The sequence below is a fragment of the Listeria fleischmannii subsp. fleischmannii LU2006-1 genome (assembly GCF_000344175.1).
Lineage (GTDB): Bacteria > Bacillota > Bacilli > Lactobacillales > Listeriaceae > Listeria > Listeria fleischmannii.
In genome coordinates this window covers 21,986-39,985 of sequence record NZ_ALWW01000016.1, presented here as the reverse complement: position 1 = coordinate 39,985, position 18,000 = coordinate 21,986, and the positions used below count along the sequence as shown (strand labels likewise).

The window sequence follows — 18,000 nt, the reverse complement described above, 5'->3', positions numbered from 1 at the left end:
AACTGGAGGTGCGCCTAATGCCAAGTGAAAAAATTCGTTTGACGACAGCGCAAGCGTTAGTAAAGTTTTTGAATGAGCAATATATTGAAATTGACGGCGAAGTCACACCGTTTGTAGAAGGCGTGTTTGCAATTTTCGGGCACGGAAATGTGGTTGGAATCGGTCAGGCACTTGAAGAACATCAAGGACACTTAAAGATTTATCAGGGGAAAAATGAGCAAGGCATGGCACACGCTGCGATTGGTTTTGCGAAACAAAACAACCGAAAGAAAATTTTTGCCTGCACCGCATCAGCTGGCCCAGGAAGCGCCAATTTCGTAACAGCTGCCGGAACCGCACTTGCCAATAATATTCCGGTGCTTTTTTTACCAGCTGATACATTTGCTACACGCCAACCGGACCCGGTGTTACAACAACTTGAACATACCTACAGTGCTGATGTGACAACAAATGATGCGCTTCGCCCAGTTTCACGTTACTGGGACCGAATTGAACGTCCTGAACAAATTATGAGTGCGCTAATTCGCGCATTTGAGGTGATGACTGACCCAGAAACAGCTGGACCTGCAACAATTTGTATTGCACAAGATACAGAAGGGGAAGCATATGATTATCCAGTTGAATTTTTCAAAAAACGAATTCATTATCTAAACCGAAGAATGCCGACAGAACGCGAATTAGCTGGGGCAAGAGATTTAATACTGGCGAGCGAGCGACCAGTCATCTTAGTTGGCGGCGGAGCACGTTATTCCGGTGCGCGTGAAGCATTAATCGCGCTTTCTGAGCGTCACAACATTCCTCTTGTGGAAACGCATGCTGGGAAATCAACTGTGGAAAGTACTTTTGAAAATAATTTAGGTGGTAGTGGTATTTTAGGTACACTAGCGGCGAATAAAATTGTACAGTCAGCTGACCTTGTGATTGGTGTTGGAACACGCTATACGGATTTTATTACAAGTTCAAAAACGGCCTTTCAAGATCAAACGAAATTTTTAAATATTAATGTGAGTCGGCCGCAAGCCTATAAATTTGATGCCTTTCAAGTGGTAGCGGATGCTAAAACGGCGCTAAGTGCGCTATTGCCACGCTTAGAAGGGTATCGCACATCTTATCATAATGAATTGCAAGTTTTACAAGAGGAGTGGAACAAAGAGCGTGAACGTTTGGCTCACGTGGCGTTTACACGTGAGAATTTTGAACCAGAAATCAAAAATCAATTTGAAACCGAAACATTAAACGAATATGCGGATGCTTTAAACACAGAATTTACTCAAACAGAGGCCTTGCTTACGATTAATGAAGTGGTTGATAAAGACAGTATTGCGCTTACTTCGGCTGGTTCGCTTCCTGGAGATTTGCATCGCTTGTGGAATACAGCGGTGCCGGAGACGTATCACCTTGAATATGGATATTCGTGCATGGGTTATGAAATTAACGGGGCACTTGGGGTAAAAATCGCGGCTCCGGAGCAAGAAGTGTATGCCATGGTGGGAGATGGTAGCTTCAATATGCTGCATTCTGAACTGTTGACCTCTTTGCAGTACGGCCACAAACTGAATATTATGCTGTTTGATAACTCTGGTTTCGGGTGTATCAATAACTTACAAATGGCAAACGGCAGCAAGAGCTTTTACTGCGAATTTCGGGATAAAAATGACCGGATTTTGAATGTCGACTATGCAAAAATTGCAGAGGGCTACGGGGCAAAAGTATATCGGGCGAATAACAAAGAAGAGCTTACTAAAGCGCTTTTAGATGCGAAAAAACAAACACGGACTACGCTTATTGAAATGAAAGTCCTGCCAAAAACAATGTCTGACGGCTATTTAGGTTGGTGGAATGTTGGTGTTTCTGAGGTCTCAGGAAAAGAAAGCATTCGAAAAGCCTACAGAGATAAACAAGACATGCTGGAAAACGCAAGATTATTTTAATTGTTATGTTTCTAAAATGACAACATAAATAGGATAGAGGTATCTACAGCCTCTATTCTTTTTTGTTTTTATGATTAATTGGTATATAATTATCTTGTAAGCGCTAAATTAAGGGAGGTGGCATCCTGCTTAAAAAATTGGTGCTCATGAGATTTTTTTAAGTATTTATTTGCTATACGCAGGTCTAGGATTGTTAGCGTTTCATTTTATTATTTCTTTTTTGATTCTTGAAGGATACATAGTCTTTTTGGTGATTCATTCTTAAATGAACTTGCAAGTTAGTATAATAAAATAGAGGTGATGGAGATGGCAAAAGTAAAATGCGAATTTTTTTCAGAGGTGCTAGGTATTTCAACGTCAATGACGGTGCTTCTTCCTGAAGTTGGGAAAAATCGAATTGGTATGGCAGGGGCTAAAAAGAAAGAGACTTATCCGGTTTTATATTTACTACATGGACTTTCGGATGATGATAGTACGTGGGCGCGTCGGACGGCGCTTGAGCGCTATGTTGCTGAACTTGGTATTGTGGTGGTGATGCCAAATGGGTATCGGGGATTTTATACGAATATGCAAAACGGCGAGAAGTATTTTGACTATATTGCAAACGAGGTGCCGAGTGTAGCGCAACATTATTTTCCAATTAGTACTGCGCGAAATGAAACGTTTGTTGCGGGGCTTTCAATGGGCGGTTATGGGGCTATGAAATTAGCTTTAAATTTCCCGGAACGGTACTGTTCTGCTGCTAGTTTTTCTGGTGCTTTAGACATCGAAAGTTATTTAAAGGAAGTTTCAGGTGATGCGGCTCGTGAGAAGATGAATACGTTTGGGACGGTGAGTGATTTTTTAGGGAGTGAGAATGATTTGTTTTCCCTTGCGAAAAAGGTATCGAATGAGGCAGAAGAACGTCCGAGATTGTATCAAGCTTGCGGAACTGAAGATTTTTTATATGCGCATAATCAAAATTTCCAAACGCATATTATAGAAGAAACGAATTTGGATTTAACCTATGATGAGGGGCCGGGTGCGCATACGTGGGATTATTGGGATGAACAAATTCAAAAAGCGTTACGATTTTTTGAATTATAAATAAGGATAAAAAGGTATAAAAAGCCGGTGATTTGCGTAAACAGGCTGTTTGTGATATGATTACTTATGAAATACTACGATAACTCAGCTAAGAGTGGGCATTTGCCCACTCTTTCGTTTTGCGAAAAGCGAACGAGTGAGAATCATAAGGAGGCTGAAATGAGTAAAGTCCTAGATCAAGTAGAGTCCATCGTAAAGCCTATTACGGAAGAACTCGGCTTTGAACTTGTCGATTTAGCTTTTGAAAAAGAAGGGAAAAATTGGTTCTTACGTATTTTTGCTGATTCAGAAGGCGGCATCGATATTGATGATTGCGCGCTTATTAGTGAACGAGTTAGTGAAAAACTAGACGAAGCCGATCCTATTTCTGAAAACTACTTTTTAGAAGTATCATCGCCAGGTGCTGAACGCCCATTAAAAAAAGAAGCTGATTTTGAAAAAGCAGTAGGTGCCTATGTGCATGTCACATCTTATGAGCCCATTGAAGGGCGTAAAATGTGGGAAGGTACACTTGTGGCATACGATGGGGAAACATTAACGGTAGAAATTATGGATAAAACACGTCAAGTTGTATGTGTCATTCCGAAAGAAAAAGTTGCAAAAGCAAGACTAGCCATTAAATTTTAAAATTAAATAAGGAGTGAGCAAAAAATGAGCTCAGAACTACTAGATGCTCTTCATGTTTTAGAACATGACAAAGGAATTTCGCGTGATGTAATTGTGGAGGCGATAGAAGCTGCACTGGTGTCCGCGTATAAACGTAATTTTAATCAGGCCCAAAATGTTCGGGTGGAACTTAATTTAGAAAATGGTTCAATTCGCGTTTTTGCAAGAAAAGATGTTGTGGATCAGGTGTTTGATTCGCGTCTTGAAATTTCGCTTGATGAAGCTCATAAACTAAATCCGGTTTATAAAACGGGGGATGTTGTTGAACTTGAAGTGACGCCGAAAGATTTTGGCCGAATTGCGGCACAAACGGCGAAACAAGTCGTGACACAACGCGTTCGCGAGGCGGAACGAGGTATCATTTATGATGAATTTATCGACCGCGAAGATGATATTATGACGGGAATTGTGGAACGCCAAGATTCACGTTTTATCTACGTTAATCTAGGGAAGATTGAAGCGATTCTTTCACAAAATGAGCAAATGCCAAATGAAACGTACCGGGCGCATGATCGCATTAAAGTGTATTTAACAAAAGTCGAAAAAACAACAAAAGGTCCACAAATTTTCGTTTCAAGAACACATCCTGGATTATTAAAACGCTTGTTTGAAATGGAAGTGCCGGAAATTTATGATGGTATTGTTGAAATCAAATCAGTGGCACGTGAAGCAGGGGACCGCTCGAAAATTTCCGTTTATACATCCAATCCAGAAGTGGATCCAGTGGGGGCTTGTGTAGGTCCTAAGGGTGCGCGTGTACAAACGATTGTTAATGAACTGAAGGGTGAAAAAATTGATATTGTCGAATGGTCAGATGATCCATTTACATTTGTAGCTAGCGCGCTTAGCCCATCTAAAGTTTTAGATGTAATTGTAGACGAGGAAGAGCAAGCTACAACAGTTGTCGTACCAGACTACCAACTTTCTTTAGCTATCGGTAAGCGTGGTCAAAATGCTCGTCTTGCTGCTAAGTTAACGGGTTGGAAAATCGACATTAAAAGCGAGAGCGTTGCACGTGAAATGGGTATTTACCCTCGCGAAGAATCTCCAGTTTTAGAAGAAGAAGTATCGCCTGCTACAGATGCTTCAGATGATGAAGAATAAAAGGAGCAACCAAAATGCGTAACAAAAAAATTCCACTTAGGAAATGTATGGTTACAGGGGAACGCCTGCCAAAAGGGGAACTTCTTAGAATTGCTTATTCAAAAGAAGGAACATTAACCATTGACCCTACTGGGAAAGCACCTGGACGTGGTTTTTATATTAAAAATGATGTAGCTGTTGCAAAGAGTGCTAAACAAAAAAATGCGCTTTTTAGAGGTCTTAAAATAGATGAGCAGGAAAGTTTTTATGATGAACTTATTTCATACTTAAAAGCGGAAGAGGATGCGAACAATGAATGATAAAGCATTAGCGCTTCTCGGACTTGCGAATCGAGCGAAGAAATTAACGACTGGGGAAGAATTAGTTTTAAAAGCTGTTCGAAGAGAAAAAGCGAAATTAGTTATTATTGCGGAAGATATTTCAGAACGGACAGCGAAGAAAATCCATGATAAATGCGAGTACTACGAAGTCGCGCTAAAACAAGTTGGCACAAGAGATGAGTTAGGAGGTGCCATCGGGAAAGAGTCGCGAGCAATTATTGCAGTACTGGATGCTGGATTTGCTAAAAAACTAAAAGAGCTCCTTGGTTGATTACCTAATGGAGGTGTACGGCATGAGTAAAATTCGTGTATATGAGTACGCAAAAAAACAGCAAATTTCTAGTAAAGAAGTAATCGAAAAGTTGCGCGTTCTAGGTGTTGAGGTCGCGAATCATATGTCAACGATTAATGAAAACGCGCTTAGACAATTAGACGAATCTTTTTCGAAAAAAAATCAGCCTGTAAAAGAAAACAAAGGAAACGAAGCAAACAGGAACAAGTAAGGAGCAAAGCAAACTGAATAATCAAGGAAATAAAAAACCAGCAAGTCAAAATCGTGCGGATAAACCGCAAACAAATACAGCTAATAAAGCGTCAAATCAAACATCAAACCAAACGAACCGCCCGAATCAAGGAAATGGACAAGGTCAAACGCAAGGCGCTAACCGAAATAACAACCAAGGCGGAAATCGAAATAACCAAGGTGGCAGAAATAATAATCAAAATCGCGGTGGTAAGAATAATAACCAACGTGGCGGATTTAATCAACAAAATCGTAGTGGTAAAAATACGAAGAAAAAAGGAAAGACAAATTATAGTACAACGCCACCGACTCCTCCAAAACCAAAAGAACTTCCAGAAAAAATTGTTTTCAGTGAGTCTTTAACGGTTGGAGAACTTGCGAAAAAGCTATACCGTGAGCCATCAGAAATTATTAAAAAACTCTTCTTACTTGGCGTAGTAGCTACAATTAACCAGTCTTTAGACAAAGATGCTATTGAACTGATTTGTTCAGAGTACGGGGTTGAAGTGGAAGAAGAGATTAAAGTGGATATCACAGATCTTGATGTTTACTTTGAAAATGCAGCGGAAGAAGATGCTGGTCATTTAGAAGAACGTCCTCCAGTTGTAACGATTATGGGACACGTTGACCACGGGAAAACAACTTTACTTGATTCTTTACGAAATACAAAAGTAACGCTTGGCGAAGCGGGTGGAATTACACAGCATATTGGAGCTTATCAGCTTGATGTGCGCGGGAAGAAAATTACTTTCCTTGATACACCTGGTCACGCAGCCTTTACTGCTATGCGTGCGCGTGGTGCTCAAATTACGGATATTACGATTCTTGTAGTGGCTGCAGATGATGGTGTTATGCCACAAACAATTGAGGCGATTAACCATGCGAAAGCTGCGGGGATGCCAATTATTGTTGCCGTAAATAAAATTGATAAACCACAAGCAAATGCAGACCGTGTTATGCAAGAATTAACGGAATATGAACTTATCCCAGAAGATTGGGGTGGCGATACGATTTTTGCGCCTATCTCTGCGAAGTTTGGGGAAGGTTTAGATAATTTACTCGATATGATTTTACTAGTATCGGAAGTGGAAGAGTTAAAAGCTAATCCAGAGCGTCGTGCTATTGGTACGGTTGTTGAAGCCGAACTTGATAAAGGGCGTGGATCAGTCGCAACACTTCTTGTTCAAGATGGTACTTTAAATATTGGGGACCCGATTGTTGTTGGAAACACATTTGGTCGTGTTCGTGCGATGGTCAATGATTTAGGACGTCGCGTGAAAAAAGTAGGACCAAGTACGCCGGTTGAAATTACTGGTTTAAGTGGTGTGCCACAAGCAGGAGATCGTTTCGTTGTCTTTGAAGATGAAAAGACGGCTCGTAGCGTTGGGGAAACACGTGCGGCTAAAGCTCTTCAGGAGCAGCGTTCTGCGACGAACCGTGTAAGTTTAGATAATTTATTTGAACATATGAAAGCTGGCGAAATGAAAGAAGTTAATGTCATTATTAAAGCTGACGTACAAGGTTCTGTAGAAGCACTGGCTGCTTCCTTGCGTAAAATTGATGTTGAGGGTGTAAATGTTAAAATTATCCATACAGCTGTTGGTGCAATTAATGAATCAGATATTACACTTGCGGCTGCATCTAATGCGATTGTGATAGGCTTTAACGTACGTCCAACAACTCAAGCGCGCGAAGGGGCAGAAAATGAAGGTGTAGATATTCGCTTACACCGTGTCATTTATAAAGCCATTGAAGAAATTGAAGCCGCGATGAAAGGGATGCTTGATCCTGAATATGAAGAAAAAATTATTGGTCAAGCACTTGTTCGCCAAACCTTTAATGTTTCTAAAGTCGGAACTATTGCAGGTTGTTATGTAACAGATGGTAAAATTACACGTGATAGTGGAGTCCGCTTGATTCGTGATGGAATCGTTGTATTTGAAGGGACACTTTCAACGCTGAAACGCTTTAAAGATGATGCGAAAGAAGTGGCGAAAGGATTCGAATGTGGGATTACCATTGAAAACTTTAATGATATTAAAGAAGACGATGTCATCGAAGCGTATGTAATGGAAGAAATCGAAAGAAAATGATAATCTATAGCGTCGTAGCCACCTTCTATATTCAGGATGCGGGAAATTTAAAGGAAAAGCGAGCCGTATTACAACGCGTTTTAATGCGAACACGTCAAAAATTTAATGTTTCTATCGCTGAAGTGGATTTCTTAGATAAGTGGCAACGAACAGAGATTGGTTTTACAATTGTCGGCAATTCGCGCGTTCAAACGGAAAAGGAAGGCCAGGAAGTATTACGCTTTCTAGACTCCTTTCCCGAATGGGAGCGCCTTTTGACGGACGTAGAATGGTTATAGAGGTGAACAAAATGAGTTTGAGATCAAATCGTGTAGCGGAGCAAATGAAGAAAGAACTGGGCGATATTTTAAACCGAAAATTAAAAGATCCTCGTCTTGGCTTCATTACGATTACAGATGTCGAAGTGACTGGCGACCTGCAGCAGGCTACGGTTTTTATATCGATTTTAGGTAACGAAAAAGAGCGCGAGGACACACTTCTTGCACTTGAAAAAGCACACGGCTTTATTCGGTCTGAAATCGGAAATAGAATGCGTCTGCGCAAAGTTCCGGAGTTACTATTTGAAATGGATAGTTCTTTGGAATACGGGAATCGCATTGATGAACTTTTAAGAGATTTAAATAAAGGTGAATAACTTTCTAGAGGGGCGCTTTTGCCTCTTCTTTTTGTGAAAGGAGGGTTTTTAATGGACGGAATCATTCCCTTATTTAAGGAACGTGGTATGACAAGTCATGATTGTGTATTTAAAATGCGCAAAATATTAAAAACCAAAAAAGTAGGACATACTGGGACACTGGATCCTGAAGTGGAAGGCGTTTTGCCCATTTGCGTGGGCCGGGCAACCAAACTTGCAGAATACATAACAGATCAAGGAAAAGAGTATGTCGCAACAGTGACGCTTGGTGTTAGCACAACAACAGAAGATGCAACAGGCGAAGTGGTCGAAAAAGAAATGATAAAAGAAGCTATTTCTGAAGAAAAATTAGATGCAGTCTTGCAAAAATTGACAGGCGAAATCGAACAAGTTCCGCCCATGTACTCAGCTGTTAAAGTGGCTGGCAAAAAACTATATGAATACGCACGTGCTGGGCAAACGGTCACGCGTCCAAGGCGTTTAGTGCAAATTCATTCTCTTGTGCGACTTGATAAGGGAGAACTAACGGATGCCTCTCCTTCTTTTCAAATTCGGATTTCATGCGGCAAAGGGACTTATATTCGGACGCTTGCTGTTATGATAGGAGAAGAACTTGGCTTGCCTGCGCATATGGCCTCACTTGAGCGAACAAAAAGCGGCTTTTTTCAAAAGGAAGACTGCCTGACATTAGCTGAAATTGAAACACAGGTTCAAAAAGGCGACTTTAGTTTTCTTCATCCACTTGAAAAAGGTATTTTTGATATGCCTATAATCGAACTAGACAGCACTTTTTATGCCAAAGTATTAAATGGGGCTTTGCTTGATAGGTCGCGCTTTAACATAGTTTCAAGCGATTTGTTCGCGATGATGCATGACGAGAAATTAGTGGCCATCTATAAGCCACACCCAACGAAATCGCAATTTTTAAAACCTGAAAAAGTTATTGAATTAAAAGAAACGCCTAAAAATTAATTTTTTGCCAAAAAGGTAAGAAATGTCTTATGATAGAAACGTAATTTTAGAACAGGCGATTGCCATGCTAATTTCCATATAATTGATAGGAGTGAAATAAAATTTCATGGAAACGATTTTTATACACCATCCCAATAACATAACGGAAGAATTAGATCCTAAAACGATTGCACTCGGCTTTTTTGATGGTGTTCATCGCGGTCACAAAGAAGTCATTCAACGTGCTAAAAAAAATAGCAAAAGAAAATAATGAAAAATGCGCAGTACTAACCTTTGATCCGCACCCATCCGTTGTGCTCAGTAAGATGCGCAAAAAAGTTAAATACTTAACACCTTTGGAAGAAAAGGAAGAAAAAATTGCGGAACTTGGGGTTGATATATTATTCGTGGTTCGTTTTACAACCGCCTTCTCTCAACTAACTCCAGAAGAATTCGTAGAGCAATATCTTGTGGGGTTAAACGCGAAACATGTGGTGGCCGGATTTGATTATTCCTACGGTCAAAAAGGAGCCGGTAAAATGAGCGAACTCAGTGAGTACGCAAAAGGGCGTTTTGAAGTAACCATTGTAGACAAACAAGAAGCTTTTAAAGCTAAAATTAGTTCTACAAATATTCGTAACTACATTGAAAGTGGCGAATTAGATGAGGCAAATGAACTTCTAGGCTACCCTTACAAAGTGCGCGGAACGGTCATTCACGGAGATAAACGTGGACGCACGCTTGGTTTCCCAACTGCGAATATGCGAATTGATGCGGACTATCTCATTCCAAAACTTGGAATTTACGCCGTGAAGTTTATTGTAAGTGGCGAGACTTATTTAGGCATGGCGAGCATTGGCTATAACGTGACTTTTAAAACAGACCAAGAATTATCCATTGAAGTGTATATTTTAGATTTCGACCGTGAAATTTACGGGGAAAGCGCAGAAATTGAATGGTATCATTTCTTTAGACCAGAAATGAAGTTTAATGGTATGGAAGGCTTAATCGAGCAGCTGAAAAAAGACGAAGAAGATACTCGTCGTTATTTCGAGCGTGAAAGTTCAATTTAACTTGATTTTCTTCTAAAATTAGTGTATCTTTAAATCTGTACGACAAGAACCTTTACTTGGCGATTTGCGAGTCACCGGCGCATTGCTCAGTAAACGGGGATTAGAAAATTTAGGAGGTGGAGTTAAATGGCTTTAACTCAAGAACGTAAAAACGAAATCATTGCTGAATACCGTGTTCATGATACGGATACAGGTTCTCCGGAAGTACAAATTGCTGTACTAACTGCAGAAATCAACAGCTTAAATGAACATGTTCGTGTACACAAAAAAGATCATCATTCTTACAGAGGTCTAATGAAAATGGTAGGTCACCGTCGTAACCTACTTACTTACCTGCGTAAAAAAGATGTTCAACGTTACCGCGAACTTATTAAACGTTTAGGTTTACGTAGATAATAACGAAACCAAGAAAAGCGGGGAACGATTTTGTCTCCCGCTTTTTTATTAAGAAAAAAAGAGAACGTGTTTGATTTATCGCATGAATCCAAAAACGTACTAAAAAGCAAAAAAATAACACTTTATAGTAGGTTTTTGGATTTATGCGTGCCTCACATTTGAGGTGTGCATGAAGCATTCTTATGCATGGTAAAGAAAAACGTTCTCTAAAAAAGGAGAATGATTTATGTCGGAAAAACAAGTATTTCAGACAGAACTCGCAGGTAAAAAATTGCAAATCGAAGTAGGGCAATTAGCTAAACAAGCTAGCGGTGCCGCACTCGTACGTTACGGTGATACAGTCGTGTTAACCGCAACAGTAGGTTCCAAAAAACCTAGACCAGGAGATTTTTTCCCTCTAACAGTAAACTATGAAGAAAAAATGTACTCTGTAGGTAAAGTGCCCGGAGGATTTTTAAAACGTGAGGGACGTCCAAGTGACCGTGCAACACTTACCGCACGCCTCATTGACCGTCCAATTCGTCCGCTATTTGCCGAAGGTTTCCGTAACGAAGTACAAATTACTTCAACCGTTTTTAGTGTGGATCAAGACTGCTCACCAGAAATGGCCGCTATGCTCGGTTCCTCCATCTCACTTTGTATTTCAGACATCCCGTTTGAAGGTCCAATCGCTGGCGTTGATGTAGGGCGTGTGGATGGTAAATTCATTATTAATCCAACTATTGAAGAAGCTGAAAAAAGCGATATCTCGCTAACCGTTGCCGGAACTTATGATGCTATTAACATGGTAGAAGCAGGAGCAAAAGAAGTATCCGAAGAAGCTATGCTTGAAGCCATCATGTTTGGCCATGAAGAAATCAAGCGTTTATGTGAATTCCAACAAGAGATTATTAAAGCAGTTGGAAAAGAAAAGCGTGAAATTGAGCTTTTCGTAACAGACCCAGAACTTGAAGAAGAAGTTAAAAGTCTAAGTGAAGCGAAAATGAAAGCAGCTATTCAAACAGAAGAGAAAAAAGCACGTGAAGCTGCGATTGAAGAAGTAAAAGAAGAAATTTTAGAAGGCTATAAAGCAAAAGAGCTGGAAGATGCTGATGATGTTTTAGCTGAAGTCGCGCATATTTTAGAAATGATTGAAAAAGATGAAATGCGTCGTCTTATCTCGCAAGAAAAAATCCGTCCAGACGGCCGTAAAGTAAACGAAATTCGTCCTTTATCATCTGAAACAGGTTTACTTCCACGTGTACATGGATCCGGTTTGTTTACTCGTGGGCAAACGCAAGCCCTTAGTATTTGTACACTCGCACCATTACGCGAACATCAAATTATTGATGGCTTAGGCGCTGAGGAATACAAACGATTTATGCATCATTATAATTTCCCGCAGTTTAGTGTAGGGGAAACAGGTCCTCGTCGTGCGCCGGGGCGTCGTGAAATTGGGCACGGAGCATTAGGTGAGCGTGCGCTTCAATATATCATCCCATCGGAAGAGGATTTCCCGTATACTATTCGTCTTGTATCCGAAGTTTTAGAATCTAATGGTTCAAGTTCACAAGCTAGTATTTGTGGCTCTACGCTTGCTCTAATGGATGCAGGTGTACCTATTAAAGCACCGGTTGCTGGGATTGCAATGGGGCTAGTGAAACTAGGCGATGATTATACCATTCTTTCCGATATTCAAGGAATGGAAGATCATTTTGGTGATATGGACTTTAAAGTAGCAGGAACAAGCGAAGGAATTACAGCCTTACAAATGGATATTAAAATTGATGGCTTAAGTCGTCAAATTTTAGAAGAAGCACTTGCGCAAGCTAAAGAAGGGCGCTTGCACATTTTGGAACACTTAATGGGGACCATTAGTGCACCGCGCAAAGAACTTTCTCTTTACGCACCGAAAATTGTCACATTGGCTATTAAACCGGATAAGATTAAAGATGTTATCGGACCTGGTGGTAAACAGATTAATCAAATCATCGAAGAGACTGGCGTTAAAATTGACATCGAACAAGATGGAACTGTTTATATTGCCTCTCAAGATGAAGCAATGAACAAAAAAGCCATTTCGATTATTGAAGATATCGTTCGCGAAGTACAAGTTGGCGAAATTTACACAGGAAAAGTCCGTCGTATTGAAAAATTCGGGGCGTTTGTCGAACTATTTAAAGGAACAGATGGCCTTGTTCATATTTCCGAATTAGCTTACGAACGTGTTGGAAAAGTAGAAGATCTTCTAAAACTAGGCGATGAAGTAACCGTCAAAGTTATTGAGGTTGATAACCAAGGTCGTGTTAATTTATCTCGAAAAGCACTTCTTGAAAAACCAGAAGGATATGATGAGAAAAAAGCGCAAGAGAAGAAAGATCGTCCTCGTAAACCTCGATTTAAAAAAAGACGAATTCCAAATAAAAATAAATTTTTAAAAAACACCCCAAAATAGCTAACTTTTGGGGTGTTTGTTTGTATAAAAAAGAAGCACTTGTAGAAGTGCTTCTCTTCTTTAGTTTTGGTGACTTAATTTTTTAGCAATTTGTTCAAATGTCATTTTGTTAGTTAACTCATACTTACCATCGCGAATATATTTTTCATAATCATTTTGTTTTAAATAATTATCAAAGTTTTTTGCAACAGGGATAATTCCATTTTCTTGCAAATTCTGACTCACTTTAGAAGTAGGGTCACCTTTTTGAATGACAAGTGTATATTTCTTAACTTCATTTTTTTTCTTTTCAGCATCCGCTTTTGCAGTAGCATCTTGACGTTCTTTCTCAGCAGCTTCGTTTTTTTCAAGTTCTTGTTTAGCTAAAAGTTTTTCATATTTTTGCTTCCAAGTTGTGCTGTTTCCTGCTTCTTGTGTTGTAGTTGTCTTTTCTTTTGTTGTCGCTGCATCAGTGTCGGGCGAGAAGAACTGTGAAAAAACGAAAAGTACAGCAGCAGAAATGAGTAAGCCAAGAGCAACCATACGTAGATTATTTTTCAAATGAGATACTCCTTTCTTGCTAATTGGAATCAGTGTTCCAAATATTCTTCTATAATTTGTTCAACTTCCTCTTTTGGAAGGGAAGACTGTTCGACAATTTCATCGGTTGCAATTCCAGATGTATAAAGAGTAATAACTTGTTTCTTTAATAAAGATTGCATTTTAGGACTTGGAGTCGAAGAGGTCTCCTCATCTTTTTCCTCCGTCGTTTCTTCTGTTATTACTTCAATTGCTTCACCAGTTTCAGTCGAATGGATAGCTTTTTCAAGCGCGGAAACACGTTTTTTGAGCTCATAGTTCTCATGCATGAGCTGTGATGCAACTTCTTCAAATTCACTTTCCGTCTGTTCGCTATCGCCTTTCTTTATAAACGAAACAACGAAGAGAATAATGGCAACAGCTAGGAGAATAATAATTACTGTGGTCATTATGTAGTAACACCTCTTTTCACTAAAACTCTACCTTTATTTATAACATAAACCATCTTAAAAGACCATGCCTTTTATAATTTGTAAAGAAAATAAAAAGAAAATCATATGGAACCTTGCAGAAGTAGCGTAAAAATGATATTATAATACAGGTCTATAAATAATTTTTCTGATAGAGTTGGAGGGAAAACAATGCGCGTAAACATTACTTTAGAATGCACGGAGTGCGGCGATCGTAACTATATTACGACTAAAAATAAACGTGAAAATCCTGAACGTATTGAACTAAAAAAATATTGTCCAAGATTGCGTCGTGTAACTTTACACCGCGAAACAAAGTAAGCAGCAGGATTTCCCCTGTTGCTTTTTTATTTAAAAGGAGGTTTTCCTGAGCTTATGAATAAAAAAGAATTACGTGAGAAAACCCTTTCTCTACTCAATCAGATGGATAAAAAAGAGCATAAACGTCGTTCTATTGCGCTTTCTAATCAACTTTTTAAAAAGAAAGAATGGCAAGAAGCAGCAGTTATCGGTGTTACAATGTCAAGATTTCCGGAAGTCGACACCGCTTTTATAATTGAAAAAGCTTTTATGGATCAAAAAATCGTAGCGATTCCAGAAACCATTTATCCAGAGCGAAGCATGCAATTTCGACAATATAAAGAAGGGGATTTGCTCGCTAAGAAAAAACTAGGCTTAAAAGAACCTAAGGAAGATGCGAAGTTAATACCAAAAGATGAAATTGATTTATTAATAGTTCCAGGTGTTGTTTACAATGATTCTGGCTATAGAATTGGATTTGGCGGTGGTTTTTATGATCGGTATCTAGAGACATATCCTAATAAGACCATTTCACTTTGCTTTAATGAACAGCTATCCAATCATTTAGAGCATGAAAAGCATGATATTCCAGTAGATAAAATTTTAGTGGATTAAGATAACGCAAAAACAGGTTTGATTGTTTACAAGGCCTGTTTTTTTGCGTATAGTAGTAAATGTAATCTGTAATTTTAGAGAGAAAGCAGGGAATTTTTTGAGCCTCCAAGATAATTATGTTTTCTGGCTGTTAACGAACTATTTTTTAGGGCAAGAAAACTATCGTCTTATTCATTTACACGAAGAAAAGCAAGAATTATGGCTAGACAATCCGAATAAAAAAGACCGGCCTGTTATTCGCATTCAAATGCGTGAATTAGGGTGGGCAAGTGTAGTGGAGCGAGATGTGACCCACGTTTTTAATGTGGCTGAAAATCTTCGCAAACAAATGGGTAGGCTAAAACTATCGCTCGTTAACATTTATATTAGCCCTTTTGAACCTGTGGGGGAAAAACCTGTTTTTGAAGAAAGATTGACGGGAAAAAATGAAAAAAATAACGCTTCAAAACTTTTTAATTGCAACAGAACATGCGGAGCAAAAATTAGAAGACTTAGAGAAACAATTAAATATACCACAAGGGACATTTAACATAACAGGCGAAATAACCGAAGAAAGAGTAGCTGAGGAACGACAAACAGTTATTAACTATATCACAAAAAAAGTAACAGAAGAGCAGCAAAACGCGAGAAAAGAAAAGCCTTATATCACTTATACTTTTATTGCCATGCAAATCGCTTATTTTCTATGGGTGTTCTTTAAAGATATGTCTCTTCATACTTTCACGCTTGTAGAGTACGGGGCCAAGTTTAATCCCCTTATTTATCAAGGCGAATGGTGGCGCTTTATCTCACCTATTTTTCTCCATACTGGCCTTATGCACATTGCAGCTAACTGTTTAATGATATATATTGTGGGTCCGTGGGCTGAAAAGATTTACGGTAGGTGGCGCTACATAGTTATTCTTTTGGTAGGGGGAATTGCAGGAAATATTGCGAGTTTTGCACTGAATACAAATGTAGCTGTTGGCTCGAGTACTGCTGTTTTTGCCCTATTTGGAGCACTGCTGTATCTAGTTGTTTTAAAACCTCATTTATATGCTAAAACTATCGGTTCTAGTATTGCGGCCTTAGTTGTTATTAACTTAATCATTGATATTTTTGCAGTTGGTATTGATTTAGCAGGACATGTAGGCGGTTTAGTAGGTGGCTTTTTCATAGCAGGAGCCCTTTCTTTACCCTTACAGTATTTTCACTGGCGACGTGTTTTTTACGGAGTAGGATTTATATTTTTAACAGTCTTATTTTTAATCATGGGATATAATCGGGCCGGTGAAGTTCAAAATCCTGCGTTATCAAATAGTATTGCACAATCCTATTTTCAAAAGGATAATACCAAAGAAGCCAATAAAATTGTTACCTATTTATTAAAAACAAACAGTGCAGATGAATACACGTATACGCTTATAGCAAGTGATGCCTTGCAAAATAAACAATATAATCGTGCAGAAGCAGCGGCTAAAGAGGCGATTTTTCTAAATCCAGACATTCCACAAGCGCATTATATTTTAGCTCTGACGTATTTACGAAAAGGGGACCATGATAATGCATTAAAAGAAGCGGAACAAGCAAAAGACTTATCCGATGACAAACTCTTTTTAGATTTCTATAATCAACTAAAAAATTCAAATCAGTTAGAGGGAGCGCTATGAAATCTGTTTATGATGTAGCCCAATTATTAAAAAAATACGGTATTATTATCTATTTAGGAAAGCGAGAATATGATATTGAAATGATGGAGCATGAATTAACAGAACTATTTAAACATCAAATTCTTGATAGAGATATTTATGCTGTAGCAAGAGGGATTTTAAAGCAAGAATTAATAAAAGAACAGAAAAAAAAATAGTAAATAAAAGGAGACTAAGGAACATGGACAAAAAGTTAATTGGTATTGATTTAGGTGGAACAACTGCAAAAATCGCGATTTTGACGAAGGATGGCGAGATCGCTGAAAAATGGACAATCAAAACAAACATTGAAGATAATGGTTCAAAAATAGTTCGTGATATTGGCGACAGTTTAAATCAAAAATTAACAGACCTCCAAATTGATAACAATGAATTTTACGGAATCGGTATGGGGACTCCCGGTGCAGTCAACTATGAAAAGGGCACTGTAAAGGGTGCTTATAATTTAAACTGGGTGGATGAACAGAATGTATCAGAAGACCTGAGCCGAATAACAGGATTAAAAGTTTATTTAGATAATGATGCCAATGTCGCTGCTTTAGGAGAACGCTGGAAAGGCGCTGGTGAAGGTGGAGCAAATGTTGTCTTTGTCACACTAGGTACAGGTGTAGGCGGCGGTATTTTTGCAGAAGGAAAAATTTTACATGGCGTAAAAGGTGCAGCTGGTGAAATAGGGCATGTAACAGTGGAACCTAAAGACGGCTACGACTGTACATGTGGTAAAAAAGGTTGTCTCGAAACCATTGCTTCAGCTACTGGTATTGTTCGAGTAGCGAAAGACTTAGCAAAAGAATTTAACGGTGATTCTAAGCTATTAGATGCCATAAAAAATAAGGAAGAAATAACTGCTAAATTAGTATTTGATTTGGAAAGAGAAGAAGATGCGTTAGCTAAATTAGTTGTAGACAAAATTTCATTCTATCTTGCATTAGCACTAAGCCATATTGGTAACATGCTAAATCCAGAGAAAATTATCATTGGTGGCGGAGTTTCAGCAGCAGGTGATGCACTTTTAACGCCAGTTACAAATTATTTTGAGACAATGGTATTTCCTGCAGTTCGTGAATCCACAGCCATTTCAATTGCAACAAAAGGAAATGATGCAGGTGTTATAGGAGCAGCTTGGTTAGCACTCCCTACGGACGAAGAAGAATAAATATAAAAGTAGCATCTAATCTAGTTTTAGCTTATTCTAAA

At 38.9% G+C, this 18,000-nt stretch carries 17 protein-coding genes and 3 pseudogenes; 18 read left to right on the top strand and 2 right to left on the bottom strand.

Going from position 1 to position 18,000, the window contains the following annotated elements; translation table 11 throughout:
* Positions 1-17 precede the first annotated feature (17 nt).
* The 13 genes and pseudogenes from iolD (at position 18) to pnp (ending at position 13,211) form a co-directional block, all read left to right on the top strand.
* Complete coding sequence (gene iolD / locus LFLEISCH_RS06500) at positions 18-1,931, top strand: 3D-(3,5/4)-trihydroxycyclohexane-1,2-dione acylhydrolase (decyclizing) (protein WP_007474524.1); 1,914 nt, start codon at positions 18-20, stop codon at positions 1,929-1,931.
* Positions 1,932-2,237: 306 nt separating this feature from the next.
* Entirely contained in the window at positions 2,238-3,017 is a 780-nt protein-coding gene (locus LFLEISCH_RS06495) for an alpha/beta hydrolase (RefSeq protein ID WP_007474522.1), read from the top strand.
* A gap of 159 nt (positions 3,018-3,176) precedes the next feature.
* Positions 3,177-3,644 carry a ribosome maturation factor RimP gene (gene rimP / locus LFLEISCH_RS06490; protein ID WP_007474520.1) on the top strand — a complete coding sequence of 156 codons (468 nt, stop codon included), beginning with the start codon at positions 3,177-3,179 and terminating at the stop codon, positions 3,642-3,644.
* 24 nt (positions 3,645-3,668) lie between these two features.
* A complete protein-coding gene (nusA, locus tag LFLEISCH_RS06485; RefSeq protein WP_007474518.1) occupies positions 3,669-4,787 on the top strand; it encodes a transcription termination factor NusA in 1,119 nt (372 codons plus the stop codon).
* Positions 4,788-4,801: 14 nt separating this feature from the next.
* The gene (gene rnpM, locus LFLEISCH_RS06480; RefSeq protein WP_007474516.1) at positions 4,802-5,086 is read left to right on the top strand and encodes an RNase P modulator RnpM; all 285 of its coding nucleotides are present in this window, start codon (positions 4,802-4,804) and stop codon (positions 5,084-5,086) included.
* Positions 5,079-5,378 carry a YlxQ family RNA-binding protein gene (locus LFLEISCH_RS06475; RefSeq protein ID WP_007474514.1) on the top strand — a complete coding sequence of 100 codons (300 nt, stop codon included), beginning with the start codon at positions 5,079-5,081 and terminating at the stop codon, positions 5,376-5,378. Before rnpM ends, LFLEISCH_RS06475 begins: the two co-directional genes overlap by 8 nt.
* A 22-nt stretch (positions 5,379-5,400) precedes the next feature.
* Positions 5,401-7,723: pseudogene (gene infB, locus LFLEISCH_RS06470) on the top strand (translation initiation factor IF-2).
* Positions 7,720-8,001, top strand: coding sequence for a DUF503 domain-containing protein (locus tag LFLEISCH_RS06465; RefSeq protein ID WP_007474511.1), 282 nt, complete (start codon positions 7,720-7,722; stop codon positions 7,999-8,001). Before infB ends, LFLEISCH_RS06465 begins: the two are co-directional and overlap by 4 nt.
* Before the next feature lie 11 nt (positions 8,002-8,012).
* Complete coding sequence (rbfA, locus tag LFLEISCH_RS06460; protein ID WP_007474509.1) at positions 8,013-8,357, top strand: 30S ribosome-binding factor RbfA; 345 nt, start codon at positions 8,013-8,015, stop codon at positions 8,355-8,357.
* Positions 8,358-8,408: 51 nt separating this feature from the next.
* Positions 8,409-9,329 (top strand): tRNA pseudouridine(55) synthase TruB, encoded by a 921-nt coding sequence (gene truB, locus LFLEISCH_RS06455; protein ID WP_007474507.1) that lies wholly within the window; start codon positions 8,409-8,411, stop codon positions 9,327-9,329.
* Positions 9,330-9,435: 106 nt separating this feature from the next.
* Positions 9,436-10,381: pseudogene (locus tag LFLEISCH_RS06450) on the top strand (bifunctional riboflavin kinase/FAD synthetase).
* 126 nt (positions 10,382-10,507) lie between these two features.
* On the top strand, positions 10,508-10,777 hold the full coding sequence (rpsO, locus tag LFLEISCH_RS06445; RefSeq protein WP_003719603.1) for a 30S ribosomal protein S15: 270 nt from the start codon (positions 10,508-10,510) through the stop codon (positions 10,775-10,777).
* A 226-nt stretch (positions 10,778-11,003) separates the two neighbouring features.
* Positions 11,004-13,211: a polyribonucleotide nucleotidyltransferase gene (pnp, locus tag LFLEISCH_RS06440; RefSeq protein WP_007474452.1), complete on the top strand. Its 2,208-nt coding sequence runs from the start codon at positions 11,004-11,006 to the stop codon at positions 13,209-13,211.
* A gap of 60 nt (positions 13,212-13,271) precedes the next feature.
* Here the strand turns inward: pnp and LFLEISCH_RS06435 are convergent, their stop codons facing one another.
* Positions 13,272-13,751 carry an endolytic transglycosylase MltG gene (locus LFLEISCH_RS06435; protein WP_007474451.1) on the bottom strand — a complete coding sequence of 160 codons (480 nt, stop codon included), beginning with the start codon at positions 13,749-13,751 and terminating at the stop codon, positions 13,272-13,274.
* A 29-nt stretch (positions 13,752-13,780) separates the two neighbouring features.
* Positions 13,781-14,179: a hypothetical protein gene (locus LFLEISCH_RS06430; RefSeq protein ID WP_007474449.1), complete on the bottom strand. Its 399-nt coding sequence runs from the start codon at positions 14,177-14,179 to the stop codon at positions 13,781-13,783.
* 192 nt (positions 14,180-14,371) lie between these two features.
* Between LFLEISCH_RS06430 and rpmG the strand changes: the two genes are divergently transcribed.
* The 5 genes and pseudogenes from rpmG (at position 14,372) to LFLEISCH_RS06405 (ending at position 17,959) form a co-directional block, all read left to right on the top strand.
* The gene (gene rpmG, locus LFLEISCH_RS06425) at positions 14,372-14,521 is read left to right on the top strand and encodes a 50S ribosomal protein L33 (RefSeq protein ID WP_003719608.1); all 150 of its coding nucleotides are present in this window, start codon (positions 14,372-14,374) and stop codon (positions 14,519-14,521) included.
* A 54-nt stretch (positions 14,522-14,575) separates the two neighbouring features.
* A complete protein-coding gene (locus LFLEISCH_RS06420) occupies positions 14,576-15,115 on the top strand; it encodes a 5-formyltetrahydrofolate cyclo-ligase (protein WP_040504788.1) in 540 nt (179 codons plus the stop codon).
* Positions 15,116-15,212: 97 nt separating this feature from the next.
* Positions 15,213-16,764, top strand: a pseudogene (locus LFLEISCH_RS06415) (rhomboid family intramembrane serine protease).
* Positions 16,761-16,961: a YqgQ family protein gene (locus tag LFLEISCH_RS06410; protein WP_007474354.1), complete on the top strand. Its 201-nt coding sequence runs from the start codon at positions 16,761-16,763 to the stop codon at positions 16,959-16,961. The pseudogene LFLEISCH_RS06415 and the gene LFLEISCH_RS06410 overlap by 4 nt, the downstream one beginning before the upstream one ends.
* A 23-nt stretch (positions 16,962-16,984) precedes the next feature.
* Positions 16,985-17,959, top strand: a complete 975-nt coding sequence (locus tag LFLEISCH_RS06405; RefSeq protein ID WP_007474352.1) for an ROK family glucokinase — start codon at positions 16,985-16,987, stop codon at positions 17,957-17,959.
* Positions 17,960-18,000: the final 41 nt, after the last annotated feature.

Bases quoted from the DNA above. Each gene is read 5' to 3' on its own strand.
- iolD (WP_007474524.1), top strand. From the start codon at position 18: ATGCCAAGTGAAAAAATTCGTTTGACGACAGCGCAAGCGTTAGTAAAG.
- LFLEISCH_RS06495 (WP_007474522.1), top strand. From the start codon at position 2,238: ATGGCAAAAGTAAAATGCGAATTTTTTTCAGAGGTGCTAGGTATTTCA.
- rimP (WP_007474520.1), top strand. From the start codon at position 3,177: ATGAGTAAAGTCCTAGATCAAGTAGAGTCCATCGTAAAGCCTATTACG.
- nusA (WP_007474518.1), top strand. From the start codon at position 3,669: ATGAGCTCAGAACTACTAGATGCTCTTCATGTTTTAGAACATGACAAA.
- rnpM (WP_007474516.1), top strand. From the start codon at position 4,802: ATGCGTAACAAAAAAATTCCACTTAGGAAATGTATGGTTACAGGGGAA.
- LFLEISCH_RS06475 (WP_007474514.1), top strand. From the start codon at position 5,079: ATGAATGATAAAGCATTAGCGCTTCTCGGACTTGCGAATCGAGCGAAG.
- LFLEISCH_RS06465 (WP_007474511.1), top strand. From the start codon at position 7,720: ATGATAATCTATAGCGTCGTAGCCACCTTCTATATTCAGGATGCGGGA.
- rbfA (WP_007474509.1), top strand. From the start codon at position 8,013: ATGAGTTTGAGATCAAATCGTGTAGCGGAGCAAATGAAGAAAGAACTG.
- truB (WP_007474507.1), top strand. From the start codon at position 8,409: ATGGACGGAATCATTCCCTTATTTAAGGAACGTGGTATGACAAGTCAT.
- rpsO (WP_003719603.1), top strand. From the start codon at position 10,508: ATGGCTTTAACTCAAGAACGTAAAAACGAAATCATTGCTGAATACCGT.
- pnp (WP_007474452.1), top strand. From the start codon at position 11,004: ATGTCGGAAAAACAAGTATTTCAGACAGAACTCGCAGGTAAAAAATTG.
- LFLEISCH_RS06430 (WP_007474449.1), bottom strand. From the start codon at position 14,179: ATGACCACAGTAATTATTATTCTCCTAGCTGTTGCCATTATTCTCTTC.
- rpmG (WP_003719608.1), top strand. From the start codon at position 14,372: ATGCGCGTAAACATTACTTTAGAATGCACGGAGTGCGGCGATCGTAAC.
- LFLEISCH_RS06420 (WP_040504788.1), top strand. From the start codon at position 14,576: ATGAATAAAAAAGAATTACGTGAGAAAACCCTTTCTCTACTCAATCAG.
- LFLEISCH_RS06410 (WP_007474354.1), top strand. From the start codon at position 16,761: ATGAAATCTGTTTATGATGTAGCCCAATTATTAAAAAAATACGGTATT.
- LFLEISCH_RS06405 (WP_007474352.1), top strand. From the start codon at position 16,985: ATGGACAAAAAGTTAATTGGTATTGATTTAGGTGGAACAACTGCAAAA.